Raw genomic sequence first — 24,178 nt, 5'->3', positions numbered from 1 at the left:
GCCGTCTGAAAACAGAGTCTTGTTTTCAGACGGCCTTGATTTTATTTTAATGTGTTATTCAGGACGCATTTGCGGGAACAGAATCACGTCGCGGATGGTTTGCGAATCGGTCAGCAACATTACCAAGCGGTCGATGCCGATGCCGCAACCGCCGGTCGGCGGCAGGCCGAATTCCATAGCGCGGATGTAGTCGGCATCGTAGTGCATGGCTTCGTCGTCGCCGGCATCTTTTTGCGCCACTTGCGCCTTGAAGCGTTCGGCTTGGTCTTCCGGATCGTTCAACTCGGAGTAGCCGTTTGCCAGTTCGCGGCCGACAACGAAAAGCTCGAAGCGTTCGGTCAAACCCGGTTTGCTGTCGGATGCGCGTGCCAATGGCGACACTTCGACAGGGTAGTCGATGATGAAAGTAGGGTTCCACAGTTTGCCCTCGGCGCAACCTTCAAACAGGGCGAGTTGCAGGCTGCCGATTCCCGGAGACGGAGGCAGGCTTTCGCCGTGTTTGACGATTTCTTTTTTCAGCCATTCTTCATCGTTCAACTGCTCATCGGTGTAGTGCGGATTGTATTTTTTGATGGCCCCGAGAATGGTCAGGCGTTCAAACGGGCTTTCCAAATCGACTTCTTTGCCGTTGTAGCTGATTTTTGCCGTACCGTTTACCGCGCGGGAAGCGTTGCGGATGATGTCTTCCGCCATTTGCATCATGCGTTCGTAGTCGGAGAAGGCTTCGTAGAATTCGATCATGGTGAATTCAGGGTTGTGGCGTACGGACATGCCTTCGTTGCGGAAGCTGCGGTTGATTTCAAACACGCGTTCCAAGCCGCCGACAACCAGGCGTTTCAGATACAGCTCGGGAGCGATGCGCAGGTAGAGCGGAATGTCCAAGGCATTGTGGTGGGTAACGAACGGTTTTGCCGTCGCACCGCCTGGAATCGGGTGCATCATTGGGGTTTCAACTTCCAAATAATGCTCGTTGACCATGAAATTGCGCACGGATTGGATGATTTGGCTGCGTTTGATGAAGGTATTGCGCGATTCTTCGTTGGCAATCAAATCGACGTAGCGTTGACGGTATTTGGTTTCCTGATCGCTCAAGCCTTTGTGTTTGTCCGGCAGCGGACGTAGGGATTTGGACAGTAGGCGGATGTTGGACACGCGCACGGTCAATTCGCCGTGGTTGGTTTTGAACAAAGTACCTTCCGCACCGATGATGTCGCCCAAGTCCCAGTGGTTGAAGTCGTCCAAAACTTCTTGGCTCACGCCTTTGTTGTTCAGATAAAGCTGGATTTGACCGGTAACGTCTTGAATGGTGGCGAAACTGGCTTTGCCCATCTGACGTTTGAGCATCATGCGGCCGGCCACTTTGACGGGAATGCCTTGCGGGTCGAGTTCTTCTTTGCTGATTTCACCGTATTGGGTGTGCAGGTCGGCGGCAAAGCTGTCGCGTTTGAAATCGTTAGGGTAGGCGTTGCGTTCTTTGCGGATGTTGTGCAGTTTCTCGCGGCGCAGGGCGATGATTTGGTTTTCGTCCAACTGCGGCTCGATTTGCGGATTGTTTTGTTCGCTCATGGTGTTTTCCGGAAAAATGAGTCAGGCTGCCGGAGTTTTCAGACGGCCTGAATAAAGTGAAAAATTGGCTCTATTTTACGCGATGTCGGTGTTTTTTTCTATAAAGGCAGAAAGGCCGTCTGAAACCTGAAAAATCAGCTTCAGACGGCCTTTTGTTTCATGAAGGGCAGTATTGGCGGTTAGATATCGGTTTCTAAATAAACAACTTGGGTTTGCAGATATTCTTCCAAGCCGTGTTTGCCATCGGCGCCGCCGATACCTGATTTTTTCCAACCGGCATGGAAGCCCTGCATGGCTTCAAAGTTTTCGCGGTTGATGTAGGTTTCGCCGAAACGCAGGCGGCGGGTTACATAAAACGCTTCATTCAGATTGGTGGTATAGACGGAGCTGGTCAGACCGAATTCGCTGTCGTTTGCCAAGGCGATGACTTGATCGAGTGTGTCGAAAGTGGCAACCGGCAGGACTGGGCCGAAGGTTTCTTCCTTCATGATGTCCATGCTGTTGTCGGTATCGGTCAGCAGGGTAGGTTCGAAGAAGTAGCCTTTGCCGTCGGCACGTTTGCCGCCGCAAACCAAGGTTGCGCCTTGTCGAACTGCGCGTTCGACTTTTTCGGCAACGGCTTTGACGGCACGCTCTTCAATCAACGGACCCATTTCCAGTGCGCCGGGTTCGGCTTCGGCCGGGTTGCCGTAGCGTACGCCTTTCATGGCAGCGGTCATTTTTTCGATAAACGCGTCTTTCAGGCTGCTGTGGACATACACGCGTTCGGCGCAGTTGCAGATTTGGCCGGTATTGCCCACGCGTGAAGCCAAGATAGATTTGACGGCCAGATCCAAGTCGGCATCTTTCAGGACGATGGCAGGGGCTTTGCCGCCCAGTTCCAGTGAGACTTTGGTAATGTTGGTGGCGGCGGCTTCCATCACTTGGCGGCCGGCATCGACAGAACCGGTCAGGCTGACCATGTCGACTTGCGGATGTGATGCCAAGGCATTGCCGATTTCTGCGCCCGGACCGTTGACGACGTTGAATACACCGGCCGGTAAGCCTGAAGCATGAACGATTTCAGCAAAGATGTGGCAGTTAATCGGGGTAACGCTGCTTGGTTTGACGACGATGGTATTGCCGGTTACCAAAGCCGGGCCCATTTTGCGGGCGATCAGGAAGAATGGGAAGTTCCACGGCAAAATGCCGGCGATCACACCTAAAGGACGTTTGAACAATAAAATATTTTCACGCGGGCGGTCGCTCTGGATGATTTCACCTTCATAACGGCGCGCCCATTCGGCTTGGTAGTCGAGATAATCGGCAGTGAACATAACTTCTATGCGTGCCAAATCTTTGGTTTTGCCGCCTTCGGCGACAATGGTGTCGGTCAGCTCATCGGCGCGTTCGCGGATGCCTTGGGCAATTTTGCGCAGGTATGCGCCGCGCTCAACGGCAGGCAAACGCTCCCATGCAGTTTGCGCATCTCTGGCCGCGGCAACGGCACGATCAACATCGGCTTTTCCGCCTTTAGGCTCACGCGCGATGACTTCTTCGGTTGCCGGATTCAATACATCACGCCATGTGCCGTTAAAGTCGGTTTCAAAGCGGCCGTTGATATACATAGACAGTTGTTTCATCAAACCTTCTCCTGTTGTTGTAGTTGGATGTAGTTTTAGTCTATGCCTAAATTGTCTGGCATACAAGAGGATTTAGCGTGGGTTGATGATAGGTATTTGGAAGCTTTTAGAAAAAGATGATGGGTGGGGGAGTTGGATAAGAGGTTGGTACTGGTGTGATGCCTTGAGTTGAGTCCATAACAGCATTGTGACAAAGCTCGGATATTGCTTGATTTTGATGATGAGAAAGGTATCAAGTGAAGAAAGGCTTGATGGAGAATATAAAAAAACCTGCTTTTTTCAAAGCAGGTTTTCATATTTGGTGGGTCGTGAGCGATTCGAACGCTCGACCAACGGATTAAAAGTCCGCTGCTCTACCGACTGAGCTAACGACCCGATAAGCTGTGAATTATAGGGAATTTGTTTCTTTTCGTCAACTGTTTTTTTGAAATTTTTTTCAAAAAACGTAAACTGGCTGTTATTTGGCGTTAATTCTCCCGTTTTCGAGTATTAATTATGTTATGATTTTCTAATCTGTCAGTTCTGATGGATATTTTTTAGACCAAAGGATATACAACATGAAAAAATTATTGATTGCTGCGATGATGGTGGCTGGTTTGGCTGCTTGTTCTCAAGAGGCGAAACAGGAAACTCAAGAAGCGGCTTCTGCCGTTGCTTCTGATGTGAACGCTGCTGCCGAACACGCGGCTTCTGCTGCCGATGCTGCTGCTTCCGAAGCTAAAGGCGCTGCTGAACAGGCTGTTTCTGACGCTAAAGAAGCCGGTGCCGATGCGAAGGAAACTGCGGAGAAAGCAATTTCCGATGCTAAAGAAACTACCGGTAAAGCCATCGATGGTGCTAAAGAAGCCAGCGACAAAGCCTTGGACGATGCAAAAGCTGCTGTGGGCGAAGCTAAAGACGCTGCCAAAGATGCGGCTAAAGATGCTTTGGGTAAAGCTGCCGATGCAACTCAAGAAGCTGCCGACAAATTGAAAGATGCTGCTAAATAAGCCTGTGTCCGATATTTGAAAAGGCCGTCTGAAAAAATGTTTTTCAGACGGCCTTTTTGTATCGGCAGATTATTTTTTTTCTTGCTGACGCGTGTACACCAAAGAAGTCAGGATGGACGCGCCCAGTGCGCCGAAGACGACGGACAGGGAAATGGAAATCGGGATATGTACCCAGTGCATAATCAGCATCTTGATACCGATAAAGCTCAATACGAAGGCCAAGCCGTATTTGAGGAAAATAAAGCGTTCGGCAAAGTCTGCCAGTAAGAAGTACATGGCACGCAGGCCTAAGATGGCAAAAATGTTGGAAGTGAGGACGATGAATGGGTCGGTGGTTACGGCAAAAATAGCGGGGATGCTGTCAACGGCGAAGATGACGTCGCTCAATTCGATCATAATCAATACTAGCAAAAGCGGCGTAGCGATGCGTTTGCCGTTTTCAATGGTAAAGAATTTTTCACCGTCAAACTGTTGGCTGGTCGGGATGACTTTTTTGAGTAGGGTCAGGATTTTGTTTTGGGAAAGGTCTTCTTCAGCTTCGGCTTCCGGCTTCATCATGTGAATGCCGGTGTATAAGAGGAAGGCGCCGAAGAGGTACAAAATCCATTCAAATTGTTGTACCAAGGCTGCGCCGATGAAGATCATGATGGCGCGCAGGACGATGGCGCCGAATACACCATAGAGCAAGATGCGGTGTTGAAATTTGGGTTCGACTTTGAAGTAGCCGAAAATCATCAGGAAAACGAAGATGTTATCAACGGCAAGGGATTTTTCGAGTACATAGCCGGTGAAGAATTCAAGGACTTTTTCTTTGGCGACAACGGCCCCGTAAGTCGGGTTGCCCGCCAGTTCAAAATAGAGCCAGCCTGCAAATGCGCAGGATACTGCCACCCAAATGCCGCTCCAAGCGAGGGCTTCTTTGATGCTGACTTTGTGGGCGCCGTTTTTTTTCAGCGATACCATATCGATGGCAATCATGATTAAGACGGCAATAAAGAAGATGCCGTAAAACATCGGCGAGCCGACGGACGGGTATTGGGTCATAAACAATCCTTGTGTGTGGGGTATAGGTAAGGTTTACCAAGACAGGTAGAACATCGCCTTGGCAAAAAAGACGATAAACAGCATATGGCTGAAGACAACGGCGTGTATGTATTTCGACCAGCCGACGGTGAGGGTGTGTCGGGCCATTTTGACAACGGCGATGGCAAAATGCACCAAAACGCTTATTGCCAACAGGATTTTGATGCTCAGCATGATGCTGAAAGAGCTGTCGAATGGGTGGTGAAGTATCGGCAGGTAGCGGTTGTACACCATCACGATGCCGCTGATGAAAAGGGTGATGACGACAATAGGCATCACGCGGACGGCACGATAGGACATGGCACGTTCGACTTCTCGGCGCGATTCGCGCGAAACGCGGCCGGTGTGCAAAACGGAGAGAACCAGCATTTCGAAAAATACGCCGCCGACAAAGGCAATCGCGCAATAAACGTGGATGATGTGTGCCAGTGCGTAGGTACTCATGACGGGTGTTTCCGGTAGTTCAGACAAGTCGTCATTGTATCACTACCGAATGCGGTTGATGTATGCGCAATTTTATGCCAAATATATTAAAATTTATAAATATTCTTTTGGAATTACCGTTTATTTTTGCATTTAACCGTTCATCAAGGGCGTTATCTTAGTTTAATCTGTCTTTACTTATCAGAAAATATATTAATGAAAGGTTGTGCCATACTGTTCCATATACAGCTTAACCCCTGATGGAGAATCAAACCATGAAGAAAACTTTTGCAAAAACTGTGACCTTGATCATGCTGGCCGCTTCTTTGGGTGCATGTGCCAATATGACTCAAACTCAACGCAACACTGCGGCTGGTGCGGTATTGGGTGGTGTGGCAGGTAACTTGATTGGTGGCGATACCGGCTCTACCTTGGGTGGTGCGGCTTTGGGTGGTGTTATCGGCAGTCAAGTTCATACCCGCTACTAATCCTTTATTCGGTTAAAAATAAAAAGGCCGTCTGAATGTTCAGATGGCCTTTTGTTTTGCGGTTTATTCGTTGACGAAGGTTACACCGGTCAGTTGCGATTGCAAAATGGCAGTGCGCAAAGCAGTCAGTGCTTTCGGTCGGACAAAGTTGCGGCGATAGGCCAAAACGACACGGCGGTGCGGTGCAGTGCCTTCAAACGGGATAATGCTGAAAAGCATATGGTCGTTTTCGGTCAAGGCGGTAGCCGGCATGACGCTGATGGCCAAACCGCTGGCAACCATGTGGCGGATGGTGTTGATGGAGCTGCCTTGCAGGGTATTGGTCAAGCCCTGGATTTTTTGCTTGGAAGCCAATTCGGAACAGCTTGCCAACACTTGGTCGCGCATACAGTTGCCTTCGGACAGCAGCAACACTTGTTCTTCGCTCAAAAGTTGAGGCGTAACGGCATCGAGTTCTTCAAAGTGATGTCCTTTGGGAACGATGACGAAGAAAGGTTCGTCATACAGAGGCTCGGTTACGATGCCCGGCTCTTGGAACGGTTCGGCAACGACGATTGCATCGACATCGCCGCGTTTGAGCGACTCGGTCAGGATGTGGGTATAGTTCTCTTCCAGCATCAGCGGCATTTTCGGTGCGGTTTCACGCAGCGCGGTAATGAGCTTGGGCAGAAGGTAGGGGGCAACGGTGAAAATCAGGCCGAGTTTGAATGCGCCTTCCAATTCGTTTTGCTCTTCATTGGCAAGGTGCTTGATGAGTTCTGCTTCTTCCAAAACCCGGCGGGCTTGGGCGACAATGCGCTCGCCTGCTTCGGTCGTGATGATGTCGTTGCTGCTACGGTCGAACAGGGATACCGACAGCTCTTCCTCCAGCTTTTTGATGGCGATGGAGAGGGTGGGCTGGCTGACAAAGCAGCGTCGTGCGGCACGTCCGAAGTGACGTTCTTGTGCGACGGCTACGATGTAACGCAATTCGGTCAAGGTCATGTGTTAAGCCTTTTTTTGTTCCGGCAGGGTGATGTTCAGCTCAAGAACGTCCAAGCCGTCTTGTTTCTCTTGGGAGATGCGGATGTCGTCCAATGATACGTTGACGTATTTGGACAGGACTTCCAACAACTCTTTACGCAAGGTCGGCAGATAGTCCGGAGCTTGGCCTTCTTGTGCGCGTTCTTGCGCGATGATGATTTGCAGGCGGTCGCGCGCGACGGTGGCGGTTTTCGGCTTTCTGCCGAACAGCATATCGAGCAGTGACATGTATTAACCTCCGAACAGTCGTTTTAAGAAGCTTTTCTTCTCAGCTTCGAGGAAACGCATTTCGCGGTTTTCACCCAAGAGGCGGGCGATAACGTCTTTGTAGGCTTCTGCTGCTGCGGCATTGTCTTGGTGGATGACAGGTTCGCCGGCGTTGGAAGCTTGCAGGACGTTTTGTGATTCAGGAATCACACCGATCAACGGAATACGCAAGATGTCGCAGATGTCTTGTACCGACAGCATTTCGCCTTTGGCCACGCGCTCAGGGGAGTAGCGGGTAATCAGCAAGTGCTCTTTAACAGTGCTGCCTTGTTCTGCTTTGCGGGATTTGCTTTGCAAAATGCCCAAGATGCGGTCGGAGTCGCGGACGCTGGATACTTCCGGATTGGTGGTAATGATGGCTTCGTCGGCAAAGTAGAGTGCCATCAGTGCACCTTGTTCGATACCGGCAGGGGAATCGCAGATAATGAATTCGAAGCCCATTTTTTCGCTGGCCAGCTCTTTCATCACGTTGTCCACGCCTTCGCGGGTCAGTGCGTCTTTATCGCGGGTTTGCGATGCAGGCAGGATGTAGAGGTTTTCGCAGTTTTTGTCTTTAATCAGGGCTTGGTTGAGAGTCGCTTCGCCTTGGATGACGTTGATGAGGTCATACACAACGCGGCGTTCGCAACCCATAATCAGGTCGAGGTTGCGCAAACCGACGTCGAAGTCGATCACGGCGGTTTTGTGGCCGCGCAGGGCCAGGCCGGTTGCGATGCTGGCGCTGGTAGTGGTCTTGCCTACGCCGCCTTTACCTGAAGTTACTACGATGATTTTGGACACGATATTTCCTTTTTAAGTACTGATGTTTATTCGGCGTCGATTGCGCTGATAACCAGTCGGTTGTCTTGCAATGATACTTGTACGGGTTTTTTGTGCAGATGCTCGGGCAGGTCTTGCTCGAAGTTGCGGTAGATACCGGCAACGGAGACTAATTCGGCCTGCATGGAATGAATAAAGATGCGCGCGTTGGTATTGCCTTTTGCGCCGGCCAACGCTCTGCCGCGCATGGGGGCGTAAATATGGATGTTGCCGTCGGCGATAAGTTCCGCACCTTGGCTGACGATGCCAGTAACGATGAGGTCGCCGTTTTCAGCGTAAACCTGCTGGCCGGTACGCACGGGCGTGCTGACCAATACGGTCGGATTGTTGATAACGGTGGCTTGTACGTCTTGCGGCTGCGGTGCTTGGCGAGGAGTAGGTGCTGCTTGTGTGTCGGCTGCCTGGGTGGAGTTGCCTTGTTTGAATACCAAGTGGTAACGCGCCGCCGCTGCCGCCCATGTGTCGCTGGTGTGGTGCAGCCCTAAAATTTGCATGCCGTAACGGGCAAACAGGGAAATCATACCGCCCAAATCGATGGACTCGGGATGGTCGAAATCTTGTACGTCTAAAATGAAGGGAACGAATTCGTCTTGGGATTGGCCTGCCAGTTGGCGCAGGAATTCTTCCAATTCGGTTAGATCTGCGGTGTGCAGATGGATGGATAAGACGTCCAAACGTGACGTTTTTATGTCGAATGCGGGTTTCATTGTAATGAAATAATAAAATTTTTTAATGACGTAAGTTTACCGTGTAAATCTTGGCTATTCAATCTGTTTGGCCGTCTGAAACCAAAATATTTTGTTTGAACGTTTTTCAGCTGTATTTAGTGTGGTTTTTTGGTGTGAACGTAGGTTTCAGACGGCCTTGGGAAAGGGATAGCCGTGTGTGTCGATGTCGTCGGCGGCGGCCCACGGCGTGTGGATGAGGGTGGACGGCAGGTGCGCCAATTCGGGGAGATAACTGCGGATGTAGCTGCCGTCGGGGTCGATTTGGTGCGAACGGTGGGCATAGCGGACGGTGGTTGTGTCTTGGGCGGCGAGGTGCCAGTTGGCTTGGTTGAGCGCAGGGTCGGTGCCGGTTTGGACGGAGGCTGTCCATGCGATGCCTTGGTTGGGGTCAAGATTGAGGGCATGGCAGAAATAGTGGGCGCACAGCTGCTGGAGAACGGGATGTAAGTGGCCGGTGGCTTCGAGGCCGCGGATGGAGGCGTCGATGATGGGTACGCCGGTTTGGCCGTGTCGCCAGTATTCGCGTACCGGAGCAGCATCGGTTGTTTCGGGCAGGCGGCGGTGGTAGGCGAGCTGGTAGCAGTAGTCGCGGAAAATAAGCTTGTCCAGCCATTCAAAATGTCGGTTTGCCAAGCTTTCGGCAGCCAGCAGGCGCGGTGAAATGCAGCCTGCGGACAGGTAGGCATTGAGGAGGCTGGTGTTTTTTCGTGCCGGAAAATTTTGGGTAATCGGGTAGTGAACCAAATTCTGTTTGAACACGTGCCATTGCGTTAAGGCTGCGGTTTCGCCGCCCTGTTGATAGGCAGGCAATATTGCGCCGGTATGGGCTGGAAACAGTGGAATGTTTTGTCCGGTTTGAATGGGCAATTCGGTTTCAGACGGCCTTTGTCCTGAATAAGCCTGCAACCATGCTTGTTTATAGGCGGCAAAATCGGTGTAGGGCAGGCCGTTGGCATCCATGAGGGGGGCTTTGGCCAAAATACCGCGGTCGTTGGCGTGTTGCAGGGCAATGCCTGCTCGGTCGAAATTGTGCCAGAGGTGGTTGTCTTGGCGGATTTCGGCTTCGGTGTAGGCTTCGTCTGTGATGACAGTATAGGCATTGAGCGCAGCAGCCAAGGGGAGGAGGTCTTCGTCGGTGGAGACAACATATAAGGGAATATGGTGTGCCGCCAGACGGGTATGCAGCTCTTGTGCGGCTTGATAATGGAACAGGCTTTGACGCGGATTGTGGTTTTCAGACGGCCTTTGGCTGACCCAGACGCAGGCGATGGGCAAACCGCTTGCAACAGCGGCATTAAGCGCGGCATTGTCGTGCAGGCGGAGGTTGCGGCGGAACCAGACAAGGACGTGAGCAGATTTCATGAGCATGTTCCGACGGAAAAGGGGAAACCATTTTATCAGAATCGACCTCATGTATCAGACCGTCTGAAAAATCTTTTGGTTTGATTTCGCTATATAATTTTGGTTTTAGCAACGAGATGCAACCATGACCGAGCAAACCGTTTTGGCACTCATTACCTGCCAAACCTATCCCGAACCGTCGGACAACCTGAAAACATTGGCGGCGCATTTGGAAACCATGGGCGTGAAAACCGTATTTGATGCGTGGCAAAACCATCCGTCTGCGCCGTTTTTACTGCCTTTGTGCGCATGGGATTATGCCGCCGAACCCGAAGCCTTCCGCCTATGGCTGGAACAAGCCGGGCAGGCGGGGCAGCGTTTTATCAATCCGCCCGAGCTGATGGCTTGGAATATGGAAAAGACTTATTTGTGCGATTTGGCAGAGTGCGGCGCGCGAGTGATTCCCAGCGTGTTCGTTCCGCCGCAAAAAACCGAATTGGCGGACATCCTGAACCAACAGGGCTGGACGGAAGCGGTCATCAAGCCGGCATTCGGGCAGAGTGGCAAAGGCGTGGTCAAAGTTTGTGCGGAGGCATTGGACGTGAACATGGCGGATTATCCGCAAGGCATGATTGTTCAACCGTATATCCGCGAAATCGAAACAGCAGGCGAAACATCGCTGGTGTTTTTCAACGGCGTATTCAGCCATGCCGTGCGCCGTCAGCCGCCACAAGGTGAATGGCGCGCCAACTTGGCCTATGGTGTGTCGGTATTCGGTATTGAGCCGCCCGAGTTTGCCGTCCGTGCCGCGCAAGACGTACTGGCTGCCTTGCCGCAAATGCCGGTTTACGCCCGAGTAGACGGTACATTGGTCGGCGACACCTTCCTGCTCAATGAATTGGAACTCATCGAACCTGCCCTGTATTTGCACACCAGCGAAGGCGCAACGGAACGCTTTGCCCGACTGTTGGCGCAGTTGCTTGGGCAACATTCATCAACCTGATTTTATCAATATAATTAAAAAGCCTCAGGCCGTCTGAAAACCATCTTTCAGACGGCCTGAAGCTTTTTTAAAACAAGATTTGCGCGTTTGTATTTTTCAATAATGTGCCATTTGTCGATTGTGTCATTTTAATTGTTGCAGTCTTAATTGATGGTTGATTAACTTTCATTTGGCATTTTATCTCGGCCGCAGCCTTTATTTTTAGCGGATTGTAAACAATCTGACCGGTCTAAATAGATATCTTTTTAGGGTAAAACCTCAAAAATCTTTTTAAAAAGAAAGATATTGTCTTATTGAATATTCTGTGCTGAAATTACATGACACTACAAAAAGTAGTGCATAAAAAATAAAACAGACAAAGGAGAAAGCCATGCAATTGTTTTTAGACAATCTCAAAGCCTTTTTCGAAACCATCAGCGGCTGGGTCTGGGGACCTATTATGTTGATGCTGCTGGTCGGTACGGGCATTTTGCTGACCGTTTTGCTGAAAGGCTTGCAGTTCACCATGTTGGGTTATGCGCTGAAACAGGCGTTTGTGCCGTCAAAGAAGCATGAAAACGGCGAAGACCACGAAGGCGATATTTCCCATTTCGCGGCGTTGATGACCGCGCTGTCCGCCACCATCGGTACGGGTAACATCGCCGGTGTGGCGACTGCGGTGGTAACCGGCGGCCCGGGCGCGGTATTTTGGATGTGGATGACCGCCATTTTCGGTATGGCCACCAAATACGGCGAGGGCGTGTTGGCGGTGAAATACCGCGTCACCAATTCCAAAGGCGAAATGTCCGGCGGCCCGATGTATTACATCGAAAAAGGCTTAGGCAAAAACTGGAAATGGATGGCCGTTGCGTTTGCGCTGTTCGGCACATTCGCTTCCTTCGGTATCGGCAGCTCGGTGCAGTCCAACTCGGTTGCGCAGGCAGTACAAACCAGCTTCGGTGTCGAACCTGCCTACACCGGCGTGATATTGACTGTATTAACGGCCATCGTGCTTTTGGGCGGCATTAAGGGCATTGCCAAAGCCGCGTCCTTTATCGTACCTGCCATGGCAGTGTTTTATGTGGTGGGCGGTATTGCCATTATCGTGATTAATTCCGATGTGCTGATGCCTGCCGTCAAACTGATTTTCTCCGATGCGTTTAGCGCGAAAGCTGTGGCCGGCGGCGCTATCGGTACGGTCATCCGCTACGGCGTGGCGCGCGGCGTGTTCTCCAACGAGGCAGGTATGGGTTCTGCGCCGATTGCCGCCGCCGCCGCGAAAACCGACCACCCCGTCCGTCAGGCTTTGGTTTCCATGACCGGTACGTTTTTGGACACCATCGTTGTCTGCTCGATTACCGGTATCGTTTTGGTCATGGGTCTGCTCGGCGCAGGCGGCGAGTTTGTGAAACCTGAATTGAGCGGCGCGGCACTGACAACCGTCACTTTCCAAAAAATGCTGCCCGGCATCGGTGGCTGGATTGTGACCATCGGCCTGATTTTCTTTGCCTACTCAACCATTCTCGGCTGGTGTTATTACGGCGAGAAATGCGCGGTTTATGTCTTCGGCGAGAAGTTTGCCGGTTTGTACCGCGTCGGTTATGTTTCTTCCGTCATGCTGGGAACCGTGTTGAGCCTTGATTTGGTGTGGCTGGCTTCGGACACATTCAACGGCTTGATGGCATTGCCCAACCTGATTGCGCTTTTGTTGATGGCGAAAGTCATCGTCAATGAAACGCGCGACTTCAAACAAAAAATCAAAAACGGCGAATTGCCGCATTAATGTCCAAGGCCGTCTGAACATTCAGACGGCCCGATGTATATTAAGTTTGTTTTGAAAAAAGTCAGAGGAGGAGAAAAATGAAAGTGCTTGTTTTAGGTGCTGGTGTTGCCGGCGTATCTTCCGCGTGGTATCTGGCAGAGGCAGGACATGAAGTAACGGTCATCGACCGCGCCAAGGGCGTGGCGATGGAAACCAGTTTTGCCAATGCAGGCCAGCTTTCCTATGGCTATACCACGCCGTGGGCTGCACCCGGTATCCCGACCAAAGCGCTGAAATGGCTGTTTAAAAGCCATCCGCCTTTGCTGTTTCGCCCTGACGGCAGCCTGTATCAAATCGAATGGCTGTGGCAGATGCTGCAAAACTGCACGGCAACGCGCTATCAAATCAATAAAGAGCGCATGGTCAGGATTTCCGAATACAGCCGTGAGATGTTCCGCCGTTTTGAATCGCAAACCGGCATGAATTTTGAAGGGCGCAAAAAAGGGACGTTGCAGATTTTCCGCCAAACCAAAGAAGTCGAAGCGGCAGAACAAGACATTGCCGTTTTGGAACGTTACGGCGTGCCGTACCGCCGTCTGAAACCCGAAGAATGCGCAGAATTTGAGCCTGCGCTGGCACGCGTTACCGCCAAAATTGCCGGCGGCCTGCATCTGCCTGCGGACGCGACCGGCGACTGCCACCTCTTCACTGAAAACCTATACAAATTGTGTCAGGAAAAGGGCGTACAGTTCCACTTCAACCAAACCATCAGCCGCATCGACCACAACGGACTGCGCATCAAAGCCGTTGAAACTGAAACAGGGCGGTTTGAAGCAGATGCCGTTGTCTGTGCGCTCGGCTGCTTTAGCAGGACTGTGTTGGCGCAGTTGGACCTTGATCTGCCCATTTATCCCGTCAAAGGCTATTCCTTGACCCTGCCGGTCACCAATTCAGACGGCGCACCAGTTTCCACCGTTTTAGATGAAAGTTACAAAGTTGCCATCACGCGCTTTGACAACAGAATCCGCGTCGGCGGCATGGCGGAATTGTCGGGCTACGAAATCAAACTGCCCGAAAAACGCCGCGAAACCTTGGCTTTGGTCGTCAACGATTTGTTCCCAGAAGGCGGCGATTTGAGCCAGGCATTGTTCTGGAGCGGCCTCAGACCGATGACGCCCGACAGCACGCCGTTAATCGGGCGCACCCGCTTTGAAAACCTGTTCCTGAATACCGGCCACGGTACTTTGGGCTGGACCATGTCGCTGGGCTCGGCAAAATTAACTGCCGATATCGTGAGCGGCAAAGACACCGAAATCCGCAGCGACGACTTGAGCCTGTCACGCTATCAGGCTTAAGCTGGAAAGCGATAAGGTTTAGCGACATTTCAAACTTAAGGGCCGTCTGAAAACCATTTTTCAGACGGCCTTTTGTTTCAAAATCCGGGTATCCAATCAATAAAATAAATAATAACTATTATCATAATCATTAAAAAGTGTTAGTCTGAACCTGTCCCAGCTTTTAGCGCAGGTTTTCTCATGCCCGATTTTTCGATGTCCAATTTGGCCGTTGCCTTTTCCATCACGCTGGCCGCTGGTTTGTTTACCGTATTAGGCAGCGGCTTAGTGATGTTTTCGAAAACGCCCAATCCGCGCGTGTTGTCGTTTGGTTTGGCATTTGCCGGCGGTGCGATGGTGTATGTTTCCCTGACGGAGATTTTCAGTAAATCCAGTGAGGCGTTCGCTGAAATTTATGATAAAGACCACGCGTTTGCGGCGGCGACCATGGCATTTTTGGCCGGGATGGGCGGCATCGCGCTGATTGACCGCCTGGTGCCGAACCCGCATGAAACCTTGGATGCGCAAGACCCGTCGTTTCAAGAAAGTAAACGCCGCCATATTGCGCGAGTCGGCATGATGGCGGCGTTTGCGATTACGGCGCACAATTTCCCCGAAGGCTTGGCGACGTTTTTTGCCACCTTGGAAAATCCGGCGGTCGGGATGCCTTTGGCGTTGGCGATTGCCATCCATAATATTCCGGAGGGCATTTCCATTGCCGCGCCGGTTTATTTTGCCACCCGCAGCCGTAAGAAAACGGTGTGGGCGTGTCTGCTATCCGGCTTGGCCGAGCCGTTGGGTGCGGCTTTGGGCTATTTGGTTTTGCAGCCGTTTTTATCGCCTGCCGTGTTTGGTTCGGTATTCGGCGTGATAGCCGGCGTGATGGTTTTTTTGGCGTTGGACGAGCTGTTGCCGGCCGCCAAACGCTATTCAGACGGCCATGAAACCGTTTACGGCCTGACAACGGGTATGGCGGTGATTGCCATCAGCCTGGTATTGTTCCATTTTTAAAACCCGTATGCCGAAGGCCGTCTGAAATGATTCAGACGGCCTTTTTGCGTTATAATCCGCACATCAAAAATAACCTTAATTTCACAAAGTTCCATCATGTTAGACAAATACAATCCAGCCGAAATCGAATCCAAACATTATCAAAACTGGGAAGAGCAGGGCTATTTCCAGCCTGATATGGATTTGACGAAACCGTCTTTCTCCATCCAACTGCCGCCGCCCAATGTAACCGGCACGCTGCACATGGGCCATGCCTTCAACCAAACCATCATGGACGGTCTGACCCGTTACTACCGCATGAAAGGCTGCAACACCGCCTGGATTCCGGGCACCGACCACGCGGGCATCGCCACGCAAATCGTGGTCGAGCGTCAACTTGCCGCGCAAAACGTGTCGCGTCATGACTTGGGGCGCGAAAAATTCTTGGAAAAAGTGTGGGAATGGAAAGAAGTTTCCGGCGGCACGATTACCCAACAAATGCGCCGCGTGGGCTGCTCTGCCGACTGGACGCGCGAATATTTCACGATGGACGACGTGCGTGCCGAAACCGTGACCGAAGTGTTTGTGCGCCTGTTTGAACAGGGCTTGATTTACCGCGGCAAACGCTTGGTGAACTGGGATCCGGTTTTGGGTACGGCAGTGTCTGATCTGGAAGTAGAAAGCGTGGAAGAACAAGGTTCCATGTGGCACATCCGCTATCCGCTGGCCGACAATCCTGCTGAAGCCGTTATCGTGGCGACCACCCGTCCTGAAACGCTGCTGGGCGACGTGGCTGTTGCCGTCAATCCCGAAGACGAACGTTATACCCACTTAATCGGTAAAGAATTAATCCTGCCGCTGACCGGCCGCACCATTCCTGTTATCGCCGACGAATACGTTGAAAAAGATTTTGGCACCGGCTGCGTGAAAATCACGCCTGCGCACGACTTCAACGACTACGAAGTCGGCAAACGCCACGACACGCGCCTGATTAATGTGTTCGATTTAGAAGCCAAAGTGCTGGCAAACGCCGAAGTGTTCAACTTTAAAGGCGAAGCGCAACAAGGCTTTGCCCTGCCTGAAAAATACGCAGGCTTAGACCGCTTTGCCGCGCGTAAACAAATGGTTGCCGATTTGCAGGAACAAGGCTTTTTGGTCGAAATCAAACCGCACACGCTGATGACGCCGAAAGGCGACCGTACCGGTTCGGTAATTGAGCCGATGCTGACCAGCCAATGGTTTGTCGCCATGTCCGCCACACCAAACGGCGGCGAGCCTGACAGCGAATTCAAAGGCTTGAGCCTCGCTGACAAAGCCAAAAAAGCCGTTGATAGCGGCGCGGTACGCTTTATTCCCGAAAACTGGGTCAATACCTACAACCAATGGATGAACAACATCCAAGACTGGTGTATTTCACGCCAACTGTGGTGGGGTCATCAAATCCCCGCGTGGTACGACAACGAAGGCAATGTGTACGTCGCCCGTAATCAAGAAGAAGCCGAAAAACAAGCCGGCAAAACAGGCTTGACCCGCGAAGAAGACGTATTGGACACATGGTTCTCCTCCGCGCTCGTGCCGTTCTCCACATTGGGCTGGCCGTCTGAAACCGACGAACTCAAAGCCTTCCTGCCGTCCAACGTCTTGGTCACCGGCTACGAAATCATCTTCTTCTGGGTGGCGCGCATGATTATGATGACCACCCACTTCACCGGCAAAGTACCGTTTAAAGACGTGTACATCCACGGCATCGTGCGCGACCACGAAGGCAAAAAAATGTCCAAATCCGAAGGCAACGTCATCGACCCCGTCGATTTGATTGACGGCATCGATTTGGGAAAACTGCTGGTAAAACGTACCACCGGCCTGCGCAAACCCGAAACCGCGCCGAAAGTGGAAGAAGCCACCAAAAAACTCTTCCCAGAAGGCATCCCCAGCATGGGCGCGGACGCATTGCGCTTTACCATGGCAAGCTACGCCAGCCTCGGCCGCAGCGTGAACTTCGACTTCAAACGCGCCGAAGGCTACCGCAACTTCTGCAATAAATTGTGGAATGCCACCAACTTCGTGTTGATGAACACCGAAGACAAAGACTGCGGTCAAGACGAAATGCAGCCGTTGGCGTTTACCTTTGCCGACCAATGGATTATCGGCAAACTGCAACAAGCCGAAGCCGCCGTTGCCGAAGCCTTTGAAACCTACCGCTTCGACCTTGCCGCGCAAACGCTGTACGAATTTGTGTGGAACGAATATTGCGACTGGTACATCGAGCTGGCAAAAGTGCAAATCCAAACCGGCTGCCCGACAACCCAGCGCACCACACGCCGCACCCTCGTGCGCGTACTCGAAACCATCCTGCGCCTGCTGCACCCGATCATGCCGTTCATTACCGAAGAGCTGTGGCAGGTTGTTGCGCCTCTGGCGAATGCCAAAACCGCCGACAGCATCATGTTGGCCGCCTATCCGCAAGCCGATAAAGAACAAATCGTTCAGACGGCCTTCGATAAAATGGCCGCATTGAAAGACTTGGTGGAAGAAGTGCGCAAACTGCGCGGCGAAATGGGTATCGCGCCAAACGTCAAAGCGCCGCTCTTTGTCGAAGGCAGCGCAGAACTCGAAGGCCTGCTCAAATACCTGCCGTCGCTGACCCGACTGACCGAAGCCAAGCTGGTGGACAGCCTGCCCGAAGCGGAAGACGCCCCCGTCGCCGTCTGCAACGGCGCGCGCCTGATGTTGAAAGTCGAAATCGACAAAGCCGCCGAAACCGCCCGCTTGAGCAAAGAGGCCGAGAAGCTGCAAAAAGCCTTGGACAAACTCAACGCCAAACTCTCCAAACCCGGCTACACCGAAAAAGCCCCGGCGCATTTGGTGGAAAAAGACAAAGCCGATTTGGCGGAATTGGAAGACAAAATGGCGAAAGTTCAAACTCAGTTGGCTAAGTTGAAAGACTGATTTTGATTGAATAGACAAGGCCGTCTGAAAAATGTTTTTTCAGACGGCCTCTTTTAAGAAAGGAAAAAAATGAAACTCTTTATTTTGCCGGTGCTTTTATCCGCAACAACCGCCCTAGCTTCTCCGATTGTCGGTACATGGCATTGCACCAGTTCAGATGGCATCCATCAAGGTGATATGCGAATAAAATATATTCCGGATGGTAGTTTCAACGGAGATGTTACAGTTAATGTTGATATCGATGATGATAGTAACAATGTATTGACATATCATTTAATCAGTACAGGAAAATGGCGTTTTGAGAATAATACGTTAACTAAGAGTCAAATCGAGTTTAGTGACTTGTCACGACATCACAGCCCTGAAACAAAGGCATGGTTAGAGAAGTCAGAGGGTGCTAGATCAGTGGAGAACATGATACACAGCATGTTGAATAGCATGATGGGTAAAGCTACTATAGAGGATGTTCAACAATTAGATAGAACAGGCAAATTGGTGTCTGGAGAAGATGGATTCCGTAAGATATGTACGAAAGTGAAGTAAAAAGCGACCATAGGTCAGATAGGTTTGTCTGATTGATGGCTAGATAACAAAGGCCGTCTGAAACTTAAATTTCAGACGGCTTTTTTCTTTTTCTTAATCCATCAAATTCAATCAAACCAAACAATTTGACCTTCATCCACGCTGATGCGGATTTCCTGTCCGGTTTGCGGTTTGTCCGTGTCGTGGTTAGCGTGGGGATACCAAATCAAATCGCCGTATTGCGGATGGGCGATGGTGAGGCGTGTGCCTTCGGCGAGGGGGACGGCTTCGCTGATGCGGACGGACGTGCCGTTCGGGTCGAATCGGATGGCGTGCTGGGGGATGTAGCGTGTGTCGTCGGTGTTGGCCAAACCGAGCAGCAGGGCGGCTTGGGCGTTGACGGGGCGGCGGATAAGGGTTTCCGGCGTGCCGTGTTGGAGGATGCGGCCTTCGTGCATGATGGCGATGGTGTCGGCCATGGTGCAGGCTTCCTCGGCGGAGTGGGTCACGAGGATGGCGGGGATGTTTTGACTGCGGATGCGTTCGGCGGTCAGGGTGCGCAGGTGGTGGCGCAGGTGGGTGTCGAGGCTGGAGAAGGCTTCGTCCAAGAGCAACAGTGACGGGCGCGTGATGAGGGCGCGTGCGAGGGCGAGGCGTTGCTGTTCGCCGCCGGAGAGGCTTTCGGGTTTGCGTTGCGCTTCGTGTTCCAAACCGATGTCGCGCAAGGCCTGCATGGATTGTTCTTCGATTTCGGCTTTGGGCAGGCGGCGCATTTTGAGGCCGAAGCCGACGTTGTCGAGGGCGGATAAATGCGGCAAAAGGGCGTAGTCTTGAAACATCAGCGAGATATTGCGCTTTTCAGACGGCATGTCGGTGATGTTGTCGCCGTTGAGCCAGACTTCGCCGCTGTCGGGACGCACTAGGCCGACGATGGTTTTGAGCAGGGTGGATTTGCCGCAGCCGGAGCGGCCGAGTACGGCGAGGATTTCTCCTGCTTCGATGTTTAGGTTGATGTCTTGGGCAACGGTTTTGCTGCCGAAGCGTTTGTTGATGTTTTTGAGTTGCAACATGGTTTCAGACGGCCTTTAAAAATGGGGTCGGCAACGGATGCTGTCGAGCCATGCGGACAGCGGATGTTTGGGGTCGATCAGGCCGTATCGACGGCAGGCTTCGATCGTGACCAGCTGGGCATCGTGCATCATGTGTCCGCACAACATGGCATCGAGCAGGGTGGGGATGTCCATCAGTTCAAAACCGGCAACTTCGCCGTCTTGGTTGGCGGGACGGAAGCCTTCGGGCAGGATGATGTCGAAGATATACAGGATTTCGTTGTGGACACCGCGGTTAACGGGGCGCAAACTATATATTTGGGCAGTCGGTCGGATATGGGGTGTCAGAGAAGCGGGAATGCCGGCTTCTTCTTCGCCTTCGCGGCAGACGGCTTCAGACGGCCTCTCGCCGCTGCTGATGCCGCCGCCAGTCAGATTGTCGAGTTTGTTTGGATCGACGGCTTTGTGCGGACTGCGGCGGCCTATCCAAAAGCGCAGACTGTTTTCTGTTTCGACCAATCCGTTCAAATGTACTGCCTGACTCATTAGGCCGAACGGACGGAAGGCGGCGCGTTCGAGTGCGCATAAAGGCTTGCCTGACTGGTCGCAGATGTCGAACTTTTCACCGCGCCAACCTTTAAGCCAACCGCATTCGCGCCATTGTTGCGCCAGCATTTGCAAACTGTCGCCCATCTGAGCCCAGCCGTCGGTTTCCAGATTCAGGCCGTCTGAAAGGGTCGACTGCCTGCCTGTCCAATCTTGCCCGAGGCGTTCGCGCCATAACGGGTTCAGACGGCCTAAAGGCAGGCCGTTGAGATACAGAATGCACCAATCGTCGGATGCGCCATAGCTTGTCTGTGCCCAATCCCACAATGCGTCGTGGACATCAGACGCGAATACCTGTTCAAAACGGAAAGACTGAGACATGGCGCATCCTCCAAAAGAACTAAAGATACGTCGATTTTAGCCGTTTACGGCGAATTTGCAAAACAACCTCACTACTCGAAAACCGCTATAATAGAGTAAACCATCCGAAACGAGCACATCATGAGCGAATTGAGCGAAATCCTCGCCTATAACCAACATTTCGTCGAAACGGGCGAATACGAAAAATACTTTACCAACAAATACCCCGGCCGCGAGCTGGCCATCCTCTCCTGTATGGACGCGCGCATTATCGAATTATTGCCCAATGCCTTGGGTTTGAAAAACGGCGATGCCAAGCTCATCAAAAACGCCGGCGCGCTGGTGACCCATCCTTGGGGTTCGGTGATGCGCAGTTTGTTGGTAGCCGTATTTGAACTCAAAGTCAAAGAAATCATGGTCATTGCCCACCACGACTGCGGTATGCGCGGATTGCACGCCGAAGAGTTCCTCCAACGCGTACACGACAGCAATATCCCCGACGACCGCATCGAAACCCTGCGCAATGCCGGTATCGATTTGGGCGGCTGGCTGACCGGTTTTGACGATGTCGAAGACAGCGTGCGCCATACCGTCGAGCTGATTCGCAAACATCCGCTGATGCCCGACAACATCGCCATCCACGGCCTGGTCATCCACCCGACCACAGGCAAGCTCAACCTGATTGTTGACGGCAGCCTGCCTGCTTCAGACGGCCAAAACATCTAACGCAGACACCACCACGAAATGAAAAACATCGGATTATTCGGCGGCACGTTTGACCCCATCCACAACGGCCACCTCCACATCGCCCGCGCCTTCGCCGACGAAATCGGTTTGGACCTTGTCGTCTTCCTGCCGGCAGGCGACCCGTACCACAAAGACAGCACGCGCACGCCGGCACAAGAGCGCCTCAATATGGTCGAACTCGCCATCGCCGACGAGCCGAAATTCGCCGCCAGCGATTGCGACATCGTCCGCGACGGCGCGACTTATACGTTTGACACTGTCCAAATCTTCCGCCAGCAATTTCCCAGCGCGCAACTGTGGTGGCTGATGGGCAGCGACAGCCTGATGCAGTTGCACACATGGAAAAAATGGCAAACCCTCGTGCGCCAGACCCATATCGCCATCGCCATGCGCCAAGGCGACAACCTCAACAAAACCCCGCGCGAATTGCACGCATGGCTCGGCGAAGCCCTGCAAAACGGCAGTGTCCGCATCCTCAACGCGCCGCTGCACAATACCAGTTCCACCCAAATCCGCGCCGATCTCGCCAAAACGCACCATTCAGACGGCCTGCCGCAACCCGTTGCCCAATACATCCGCCAACACAAACTCTATGAAAAATAGCGTTTATTCAGGCAGATAAGCTATAATGCCGTCTGAAAACATTTCAACTAGGAAAACAATGAACGAACAAGAATTGCAAGACCTGCAAAAAATGGTCGAAGTGGCCGTAAACGCCCTCGAAGACATTAAAGCCAAAGACATCTCTGTTTTGGAAACCCAAGACAAAACCTCCCTGTTTGCCCGCATGATTATTGCCAGCGGCGACAGCACACGCCAAGTTAAAGCACTGGCGAACAACGTTGCCGTCGATTTGAAAGAAGCCGGTTTCGAAATCCTCAGCACCGAAGGCGACAGCGGCGAATGGACGCTCGTCGACGCAGGCGACCTCGTTGTCCATGTCATGCTCCCTGCAGTGCGCGACTTTTACGACATCGACACCTTGTGGGGCGGAGAAAAACCGAGTTTCCACGCCGGTATGCAAAAACCTTGGCACGCCGCCGACTAAAACGGTTTATCCATACAAAGGCCGTCTGAAACTTGAAAGCAAGCAAGTTTCAGACGGCCTTTTGCTATAATTCCATTCTTTTCACATTATTTAATTTATTGCACCATCATGCCGCAACCCGATTTCGCCCAAACCCTCTCCAAAGACCGCCATTTCCTGCAATCTGCCTTTAAAAACCCCAAAAAATACGGCGGCTTGGCCAAGGTTGAGGAAAAATACAAAAAATCGCACGATCTCTATCTGCAACGCCTGTCCAAACTGCCCAAGCCCGAATTCGACAACACGCTGCCCGTTCACGAAAAACTCGACGAAATCAAAAAAGCCATTGCCGAGAATCAGGTAACGATTATTTGCGGCGAAACCGGTTCGGGCAAAACCACGCAGTTGCCCAAGATTTGTTTGGAACTCGGGCGCGGGGCGGCAGGATTGATCGGGCATACCCAGCCACGCCGTTTGGCTGCGCGTTCCGTGGCAGAGCGGATTGCCGAAGAGTTGAAATCGGAAATCGGCAACGCGGTGGGCTATAAGGTGCGCTTTACCGACCACACCTCGCGCGATGCCTGCATCAAACTGATGACCGACGGCATCCTGCTGGCGGAAACCCAGACCGACCGTTATCTCGCCGCCTACGACACGATTATCATTGACGAAGCGCACGAACGCAGCCTGAACATTGACTTCCTCTTGGGCTACCTGAAACAGCTGCTGCCGCGCCGCCCCGACTTGAAAGTCATCATCACCTCGGCAACCATAGACGCAGAACGCTTCTCCCAACACTTCAACGGCGCCCCCGTTTTAGAAGTGAGCGGACGGACGTATCCCGTCGAAATCCTCTACCGACCGCTGACCAGCAAAGACGAAGATGACGCAGAAGTTGAGCTGACCGACGCGATTGTTGATGCAGCCGACGAATTGGCACGCTATGGCGAAGGCGATATTTTGGTGTTCCTGCCGGGCGAGCGCGAAATCCGCGAAGCGGCAGAAGCCCTGCGCAAATCCACGCTGCGCCGCAACGACGAAATCCTGCCCCTGTTCGCACGCCTGTCGCACGCCGAACAGCACAAAATCTTCCACCCTTCAGGCGCAAAACGCCGCATCGTGTTAGCAACCAACGTCGCCGAAACCTCGCTCACCGTGCCGGGCATCAAATACGTCATCGACACCGGCCTCGCGCGCGTTAAACGTTATTCTGCACGGGCGAAAGTGGAGCAGCTTCATGTAGAAAAAATCTCTCAAGCCGCCGCCCGCCAACGCTCCGGCCGCTGCGGCCGCGTCTCTGCAGGCGTATGTATCCGATTGTTTTCAGAAGAAGATTTCAACAGCCGCCCTGAATTTACCGATCCCGAAATCGTCCGCAGCAACCTCGCCGCCGTCATCCTGCGCATGGCATCGCTGAACTTAGGCGACGTAGCAGCATTCCCATTTTTAGAAATGCCCGATTCACGGTATATCAATGACGGTTTTCAGGTATTGCTGGAATTGGGTGCGGTGGAGGCCGTCTGAAAATAAAATCTTTCTTAATCAAATGGCAGGCCATGTT

General features: G+C 52.3%; 23 protein-coding genes and 1 tRNA gene. 12 read left to right on the top strand and 12 right to left on the bottom strand.

What is annotated here, in order from left to right:
* Positions 1-54: 54 nt before the first annotated feature.
* From lysS to O3681_RS10365, 3 genes are all read right to left on the bottom strand, one after another.
* Positions 55-1,566 (bottom strand): lysine--tRNA ligase, encoded by a 1,512-nt coding sequence (gene lysS / locus O3681_RS10375; RefSeq protein ID WP_070461269.1) that lies wholly within the window; start codon positions 1,564-1,566, stop codon positions 55-57.
* A 179-nt stretch (positions 1,567-1,745) separates the two neighbouring features.
* Positions 1,746-3,188, bottom strand: coding sequence for an aldehyde dehydrogenase (gene aldA, locus O3681_RS10370; protein WP_371459914.1), 1,443 nt, complete (start codon positions 3,186-3,188; stop codon positions 1,746-1,748).
* A 299-nt stretch (positions 3,189-3,487) separates the two neighbouring features.
* Positions 3,488-3,563 (bottom strand) — tRNA-Lys (locus O3681_RS10365).
* Between the two features lie 182 nt (positions 3,564-3,745).
* Here O3681_RS10365 and O3681_RS10360 point away from each other — a divergent pair.
* Complete coding sequence (locus O3681_RS10360) at positions 3,746-4,177, top strand: hypothetical protein (RefSeq protein ID WP_003749309.1); 432 nt, start codon at positions 3,746-3,748, stop codon at positions 4,175-4,177.
* 69 nt (positions 4,178-4,246) lie between these two features.
* Here O3681_RS10360 and O3681_RS10355 read toward each other — a convergent pair whose 3' ends face one another.
* Together O3681_RS10355 and O3681_RS10350 are read right to left on the bottom strand one after the other, a co-directional pair.
* Complete coding sequence (locus tag O3681_RS10355) at positions 4,247-5,221, bottom strand: TerC family protein (RefSeq protein ID WP_070608394.1); 975 nt, start codon at positions 5,219-5,221, stop codon at positions 4,247-4,249.
* A gap of 33 nt (positions 5,222-5,254) precedes the next feature.
* The gene (locus O3681_RS10350) at positions 5,255-5,704 is read right to left on the bottom strand and encodes a CopD family copper resistance protein (protein WP_371459913.1); all 450 of its coding nucleotides are present in this window, start codon (positions 5,702-5,704) and stop codon (positions 5,255-5,257) included.
* Positions 5,705-5,958: 254 nt separating this feature from the next.
* On the opposite strand from O3681_RS10350, the gene O3681_RS10345 reads away from it, so the two are divergent.
* Complete coding sequence (locus O3681_RS10345) at positions 5,959-6,171, top strand: glycine zipper 2TM domain-containing protein (RefSeq protein WP_003684747.1); 213 nt, start codon at positions 5,959-5,961, stop codon at positions 6,169-6,171.
* Between the two features lie 63 nt (positions 6,172-6,234).
* Here O3681_RS10345 and O3681_RS10340 read toward each other — a convergent pair whose 3' ends face one another.
* The 5 genes from O3681_RS10340 to O3681_RS10320 form a co-directional block, all read right to left on the bottom strand.
* Positions 6,235-7,155, bottom strand: coding sequence for a hydrogen peroxide-inducible genes activator (locus O3681_RS10340; RefSeq protein WP_003749313.1), 921 nt, complete (start codon positions 7,153-7,155; stop codon positions 6,235-6,237).
* A 3-nt stretch (positions 7,156-7,158) separates the two neighbouring features.
* Positions 7,159-7,422 carry a cell division topological specificity factor MinE gene (gene minE / locus O3681_RS10335; protein ID WP_003680625.1) on the bottom strand — a complete coding sequence of 88 codons (264 nt, stop codon included), beginning with the start codon at positions 7,420-7,422 and terminating at the stop codon, positions 7,159-7,161.
* Positions 7,423-7,425: 3 nt separating this feature from the next.
* Positions 7,426-8,241, bottom strand: coding sequence for a septum site-determining protein MinD (gene minD, locus O3681_RS10330; RefSeq protein ID WP_049330767.1), 816 nt, complete (start codon positions 8,239-8,241; stop codon positions 7,426-7,428).
* Positions 8,242-8,267: 26 nt separating this feature from the next.
* A complete protein-coding gene (minC, locus tag O3681_RS10325) occupies positions 8,268-8,987 on the bottom strand; it encodes a septum site-determining protein MinC (protein ID WP_004520214.1) in 720 nt (239 codons plus the stop codon).
* Between the two features lie 147 nt (positions 8,988-9,134).
* Positions 9,135-10,370: an FAD-binding domain-containing protein gene (locus O3681_RS10320; RefSeq protein WP_371459912.1), complete on the bottom strand. Its 1,236-nt coding sequence runs from the start codon at positions 10,368-10,370 to the stop codon at positions 9,135-9,137.
* Positions 10,371-10,494: 124 nt separating this feature from the next.
* On the opposite strand from O3681_RS10320, the gene O3681_RS10315 reads away from it, so the two are divergent.
* From O3681_RS10315 to O3681_RS10290, 6 genes are all read left to right on the top strand, one after another.
* The gene (locus O3681_RS10315) at positions 10,495-11,352 is read left to right on the top strand and encodes a RimK family alpha-L-glutamate ligase (RefSeq protein WP_371459911.1); all 858 of its coding nucleotides are present in this window, start codon (positions 10,495-10,497) and stop codon (positions 11,350-11,352) included.
* 370 nt (positions 11,353-11,722) lie between these two features.
* Positions 11,723-13,114: an alanine/glycine:cation symporter family protein gene (locus tag O3681_RS10310; protein WP_371459910.1), complete on the top strand. Its 1,392-nt coding sequence runs from the start codon at positions 11,723-11,725 to the stop codon at positions 13,112-13,114.
* 77 nt (positions 13,115-13,191) lie between these two features.
* Positions 13,192-14,448, top strand: a complete 1,257-nt coding sequence (locus O3681_RS10305; RefSeq protein ID WP_371459909.1) for a D-amino acid dehydrogenase — start codon at positions 13,192-13,194, stop codon at positions 14,446-14,448.
* 180 nt (positions 14,449-14,628) lie between these two features.
* Positions 14,629-15,438: a zinc transporter ZupT gene (zupT, locus tag O3681_RS10300; protein ID WP_371459908.1), complete on the top strand. Its 810-nt coding sequence runs from the start codon at positions 14,629-14,631 to the stop codon at positions 15,436-15,438.
* A 96-nt stretch (positions 15,439-15,534) separates the two neighbouring features.
* On the top strand, positions 15,535-18,366 hold the full coding sequence (locus O3681_RS10295) for a valine--tRNA ligase (protein ID WP_371459907.1): 2,832 nt from the start codon (positions 15,535-15,537) through the stop codon (positions 18,364-18,366).
* Positions 18,367-18,435: 69 nt separating this feature from the next.
* Entirely contained in the window at positions 18,436-18,909 is a 474-nt protein-coding gene (locus O3681_RS10290) for a hypothetical protein (RefSeq protein WP_371459906.1), read from the top strand.
* Between the two features lie 107 nt (positions 18,910-19,016).
* On the opposite strand, the gene O3681_RS10285 is transcribed toward O3681_RS10290, so the two are convergent.
* Positions 19,017-19,958 (bottom strand): ABC transporter ATP-binding protein, encoded by a 942-nt coding sequence (locus O3681_RS10285; RefSeq protein WP_371459905.1) that lies wholly within the window; start codon positions 19,956-19,958, stop codon positions 19,017-19,019.
* A gap of 15 nt (positions 19,959-19,973) precedes the next feature.
* Positions 19,974-20,864 (bottom strand): NUDIX domain-containing protein, encoded by an 891-nt coding sequence (locus O3681_RS10280; RefSeq protein WP_371459904.1) that lies wholly within the window; start codon positions 20,862-20,864, stop codon positions 19,974-19,976.
* 120 nt (positions 20,865-20,984) lie between these two features.
* Here O3681_RS10280 and O3681_RS10275 point away from each other — a divergent pair, with 120 nt between their 5' ends.
* The 4 genes from O3681_RS10275 to hrpA all read left to right on the top strand — a co-directional run bounded on the left by O3681_RS10275 (position 20,985) and on the right by hrpA (position 24,141).
* Positions 20,985-21,569, top strand: coding sequence for a beta-class carbonic anhydrase (locus tag O3681_RS10275; RefSeq protein WP_371459903.1), 585 nt, complete (start codon positions 20,985-20,987; stop codon positions 21,567-21,569).
* An 18-nt stretch (positions 21,570-21,587) separates the two neighbouring features.
* Positions 21,588-22,193, top strand: a complete 606-nt coding sequence (nadD, locus tag O3681_RS10270; RefSeq protein ID WP_371459902.1) for a nicotinate-nucleotide adenylyltransferase — start codon at positions 21,588-21,590, stop codon at positions 22,191-22,193.
* 58 nt (positions 22,194-22,251) lie between these two features.
* A complete protein-coding gene (gene rsfS / locus O3681_RS10265) occupies positions 22,252-22,638 on the top strand; it encodes a ribosome silencing factor (RefSeq protein WP_002246503.1) in 387 nt (128 codons plus the stop codon).
* Between the two features lie 108 nt (positions 22,639-22,746).
* Positions 22,747-24,141, top strand: a complete 1,395-nt coding sequence (gene hrpA, locus O3681_RS10260) for an ATP-dependent RNA helicase HrpA (protein ID WP_107724209.1) — start codon at positions 22,747-22,749, stop codon at positions 24,139-24,141.
* Positions 24,142-24,178: the final 37 nt, after the last annotated feature.

The sequence above is a fragment of the Neisseria sp. 27098_8_158 genome (assembly GCF_041433145.1).
Classification (GTDB): Bacteria; Pseudomonadota; Gammaproteobacteria; order Burkholderiales; family Neisseriaceae; genus Neisseria; species Neisseria subflava_E.
This window is presented reverse-complemented; position numbering and strand designations above follow the sequence as displayed.

Excerpts from the sequence above, each read along its gene's own strand:
- O3681_RS10295 (WP_371459907.1), top strand. The coding sequence starts at position 15,535 with ATGTTAGACAAATACAATCCAGCCGAAATCGAATCCAAACATTATCAA.
- aldA (WP_371459914.1), bottom strand. The coding sequence starts at position 3,188 with ATGAAACAACTGTCTATGTATATCAACGGCCGCTTTGAAACCGACTTT.
- O3681_RS10285 (WP_371459905.1), bottom strand. The coding sequence starts at position 19,958 with ATGTTGCAACTCAAAAACATCAACAAACGCTTCGGCAGCAAAACCGTT.
- O3681_RS10305 (WP_371459909.1), top strand. The coding sequence starts at position 13,192 with ATGAAAGTGCTTGTTTTAGGTGCTGGTGTTGCCGGCGTATCTTCCGCG.
- O3681_RS10355 (WP_070608394.1), bottom strand. The coding sequence starts at position 5,221 with ATGACCCAATACCCGTCCGTCGGCTCGCCGATGTTTTACGGCATCTTC.
- minC (WP_004520214.1), bottom strand. The coding sequence starts at position 8,987 with ATGAAACCCGCATTCGACATAAAAACGTCACGTTTGGACGTCTTATCC.
- hrpA (WP_107724209.1), top strand. The coding sequence starts at position 22,747 with ATGCCGCAACCCGATTTCGCCCAAACCCTCTCCAAAGACCGCCATTTC.
- nadD (WP_371459902.1), top strand. The coding sequence starts at position 21,588 with ATGAAAAACATCGGATTATTCGGCGGCACGTTTGACCCCATCCACAAC.
- O3681_RS10345 (WP_003684747.1), top strand. The coding sequence starts at position 5,959 with ATGAAGAAAACTTTTGCAAAAACTGTGACCTTGATCATGCTGGCCGCT.
- O3681_RS10340 (WP_003749313.1), bottom strand. The coding sequence starts at position 7,155 with ATGACCTTGACCGAATTGCGTTACATCGTAGCCGTCGCACAAGAACGT.
- O3681_RS10275 (WP_371459903.1), top strand. The coding sequence starts at position 20,985 with ATGAGCGAATTGAGCGAAATCCTCGCCTATAACCAACATTTCGTCGAA.
- O3681_RS10350 (WP_371459913.1), bottom strand. The coding sequence starts at position 5,704 with ATGAGTACCTACGCACTGGCACACATCATCCACGTTTATTGCGCGATT.
- lysS (WP_070461269.1), bottom strand. The coding sequence starts at position 1,566 with ATGAGCGAACAAAACAATCCGCAAATCGAGCCGCAGTTGGACGAAAAC.
- O3681_RS10320 (WP_371459912.1), bottom strand. The coding sequence starts at position 10,370 with ATGAAATCTGCTCACGTCCTTGTCTGGTTCCGCCGCAACCTCCGCCTG.
- O3681_RS10290 (WP_371459906.1), top strand. The coding sequence starts at position 18,436 with ATGAAACTCTTTATTTTGCCGGTGCTTTTATCCGCAACAACCGCCCTA.
- O3681_RS10360 (WP_003749309.1), top strand. The coding sequence starts at position 3,746 with ATGAAAAAATTATTGATTGCTGCGATGATGGTGGCTGGTTTGGCTGCT.
- minE (WP_003680625.1), bottom strand. The coding sequence starts at position 7,422 with ATGTCACTGCTCGATATGCTGTTCGGCAGAAAGCCGAAAACCGCCACC.
- rsfS (WP_002246503.1), top strand. The coding sequence starts at position 22,252 with ATGAACGAACAAGAATTGCAAGACCTGCAAAAAATGGTCGAAGTGGCC.
- O3681_RS10280 (WP_371459904.1), bottom strand. The coding sequence starts at position 20,864 with ATGTCTCAGTCTTTCCGTTTTGAACAGGTATTCGCGTCTGATGTCCAC.
- O3681_RS10315 (WP_371459911.1), top strand. The coding sequence starts at position 10,495 with ATGACCGAGCAAACCGTTTTGGCACTCATTACCTGCCAAACCTATCCC.
- zupT (WP_371459908.1), top strand. The coding sequence starts at position 14,629 with ATGCCCGATTTTTCGATGTCCAATTTGGCCGTTGCCTTTTCCATCACG.
- O3681_RS10310 (WP_371459910.1), top strand. The coding sequence starts at position 11,723 with ATGCAATTGTTTTTAGACAATCTCAAAGCCTTTTTCGAAACCATCAGC.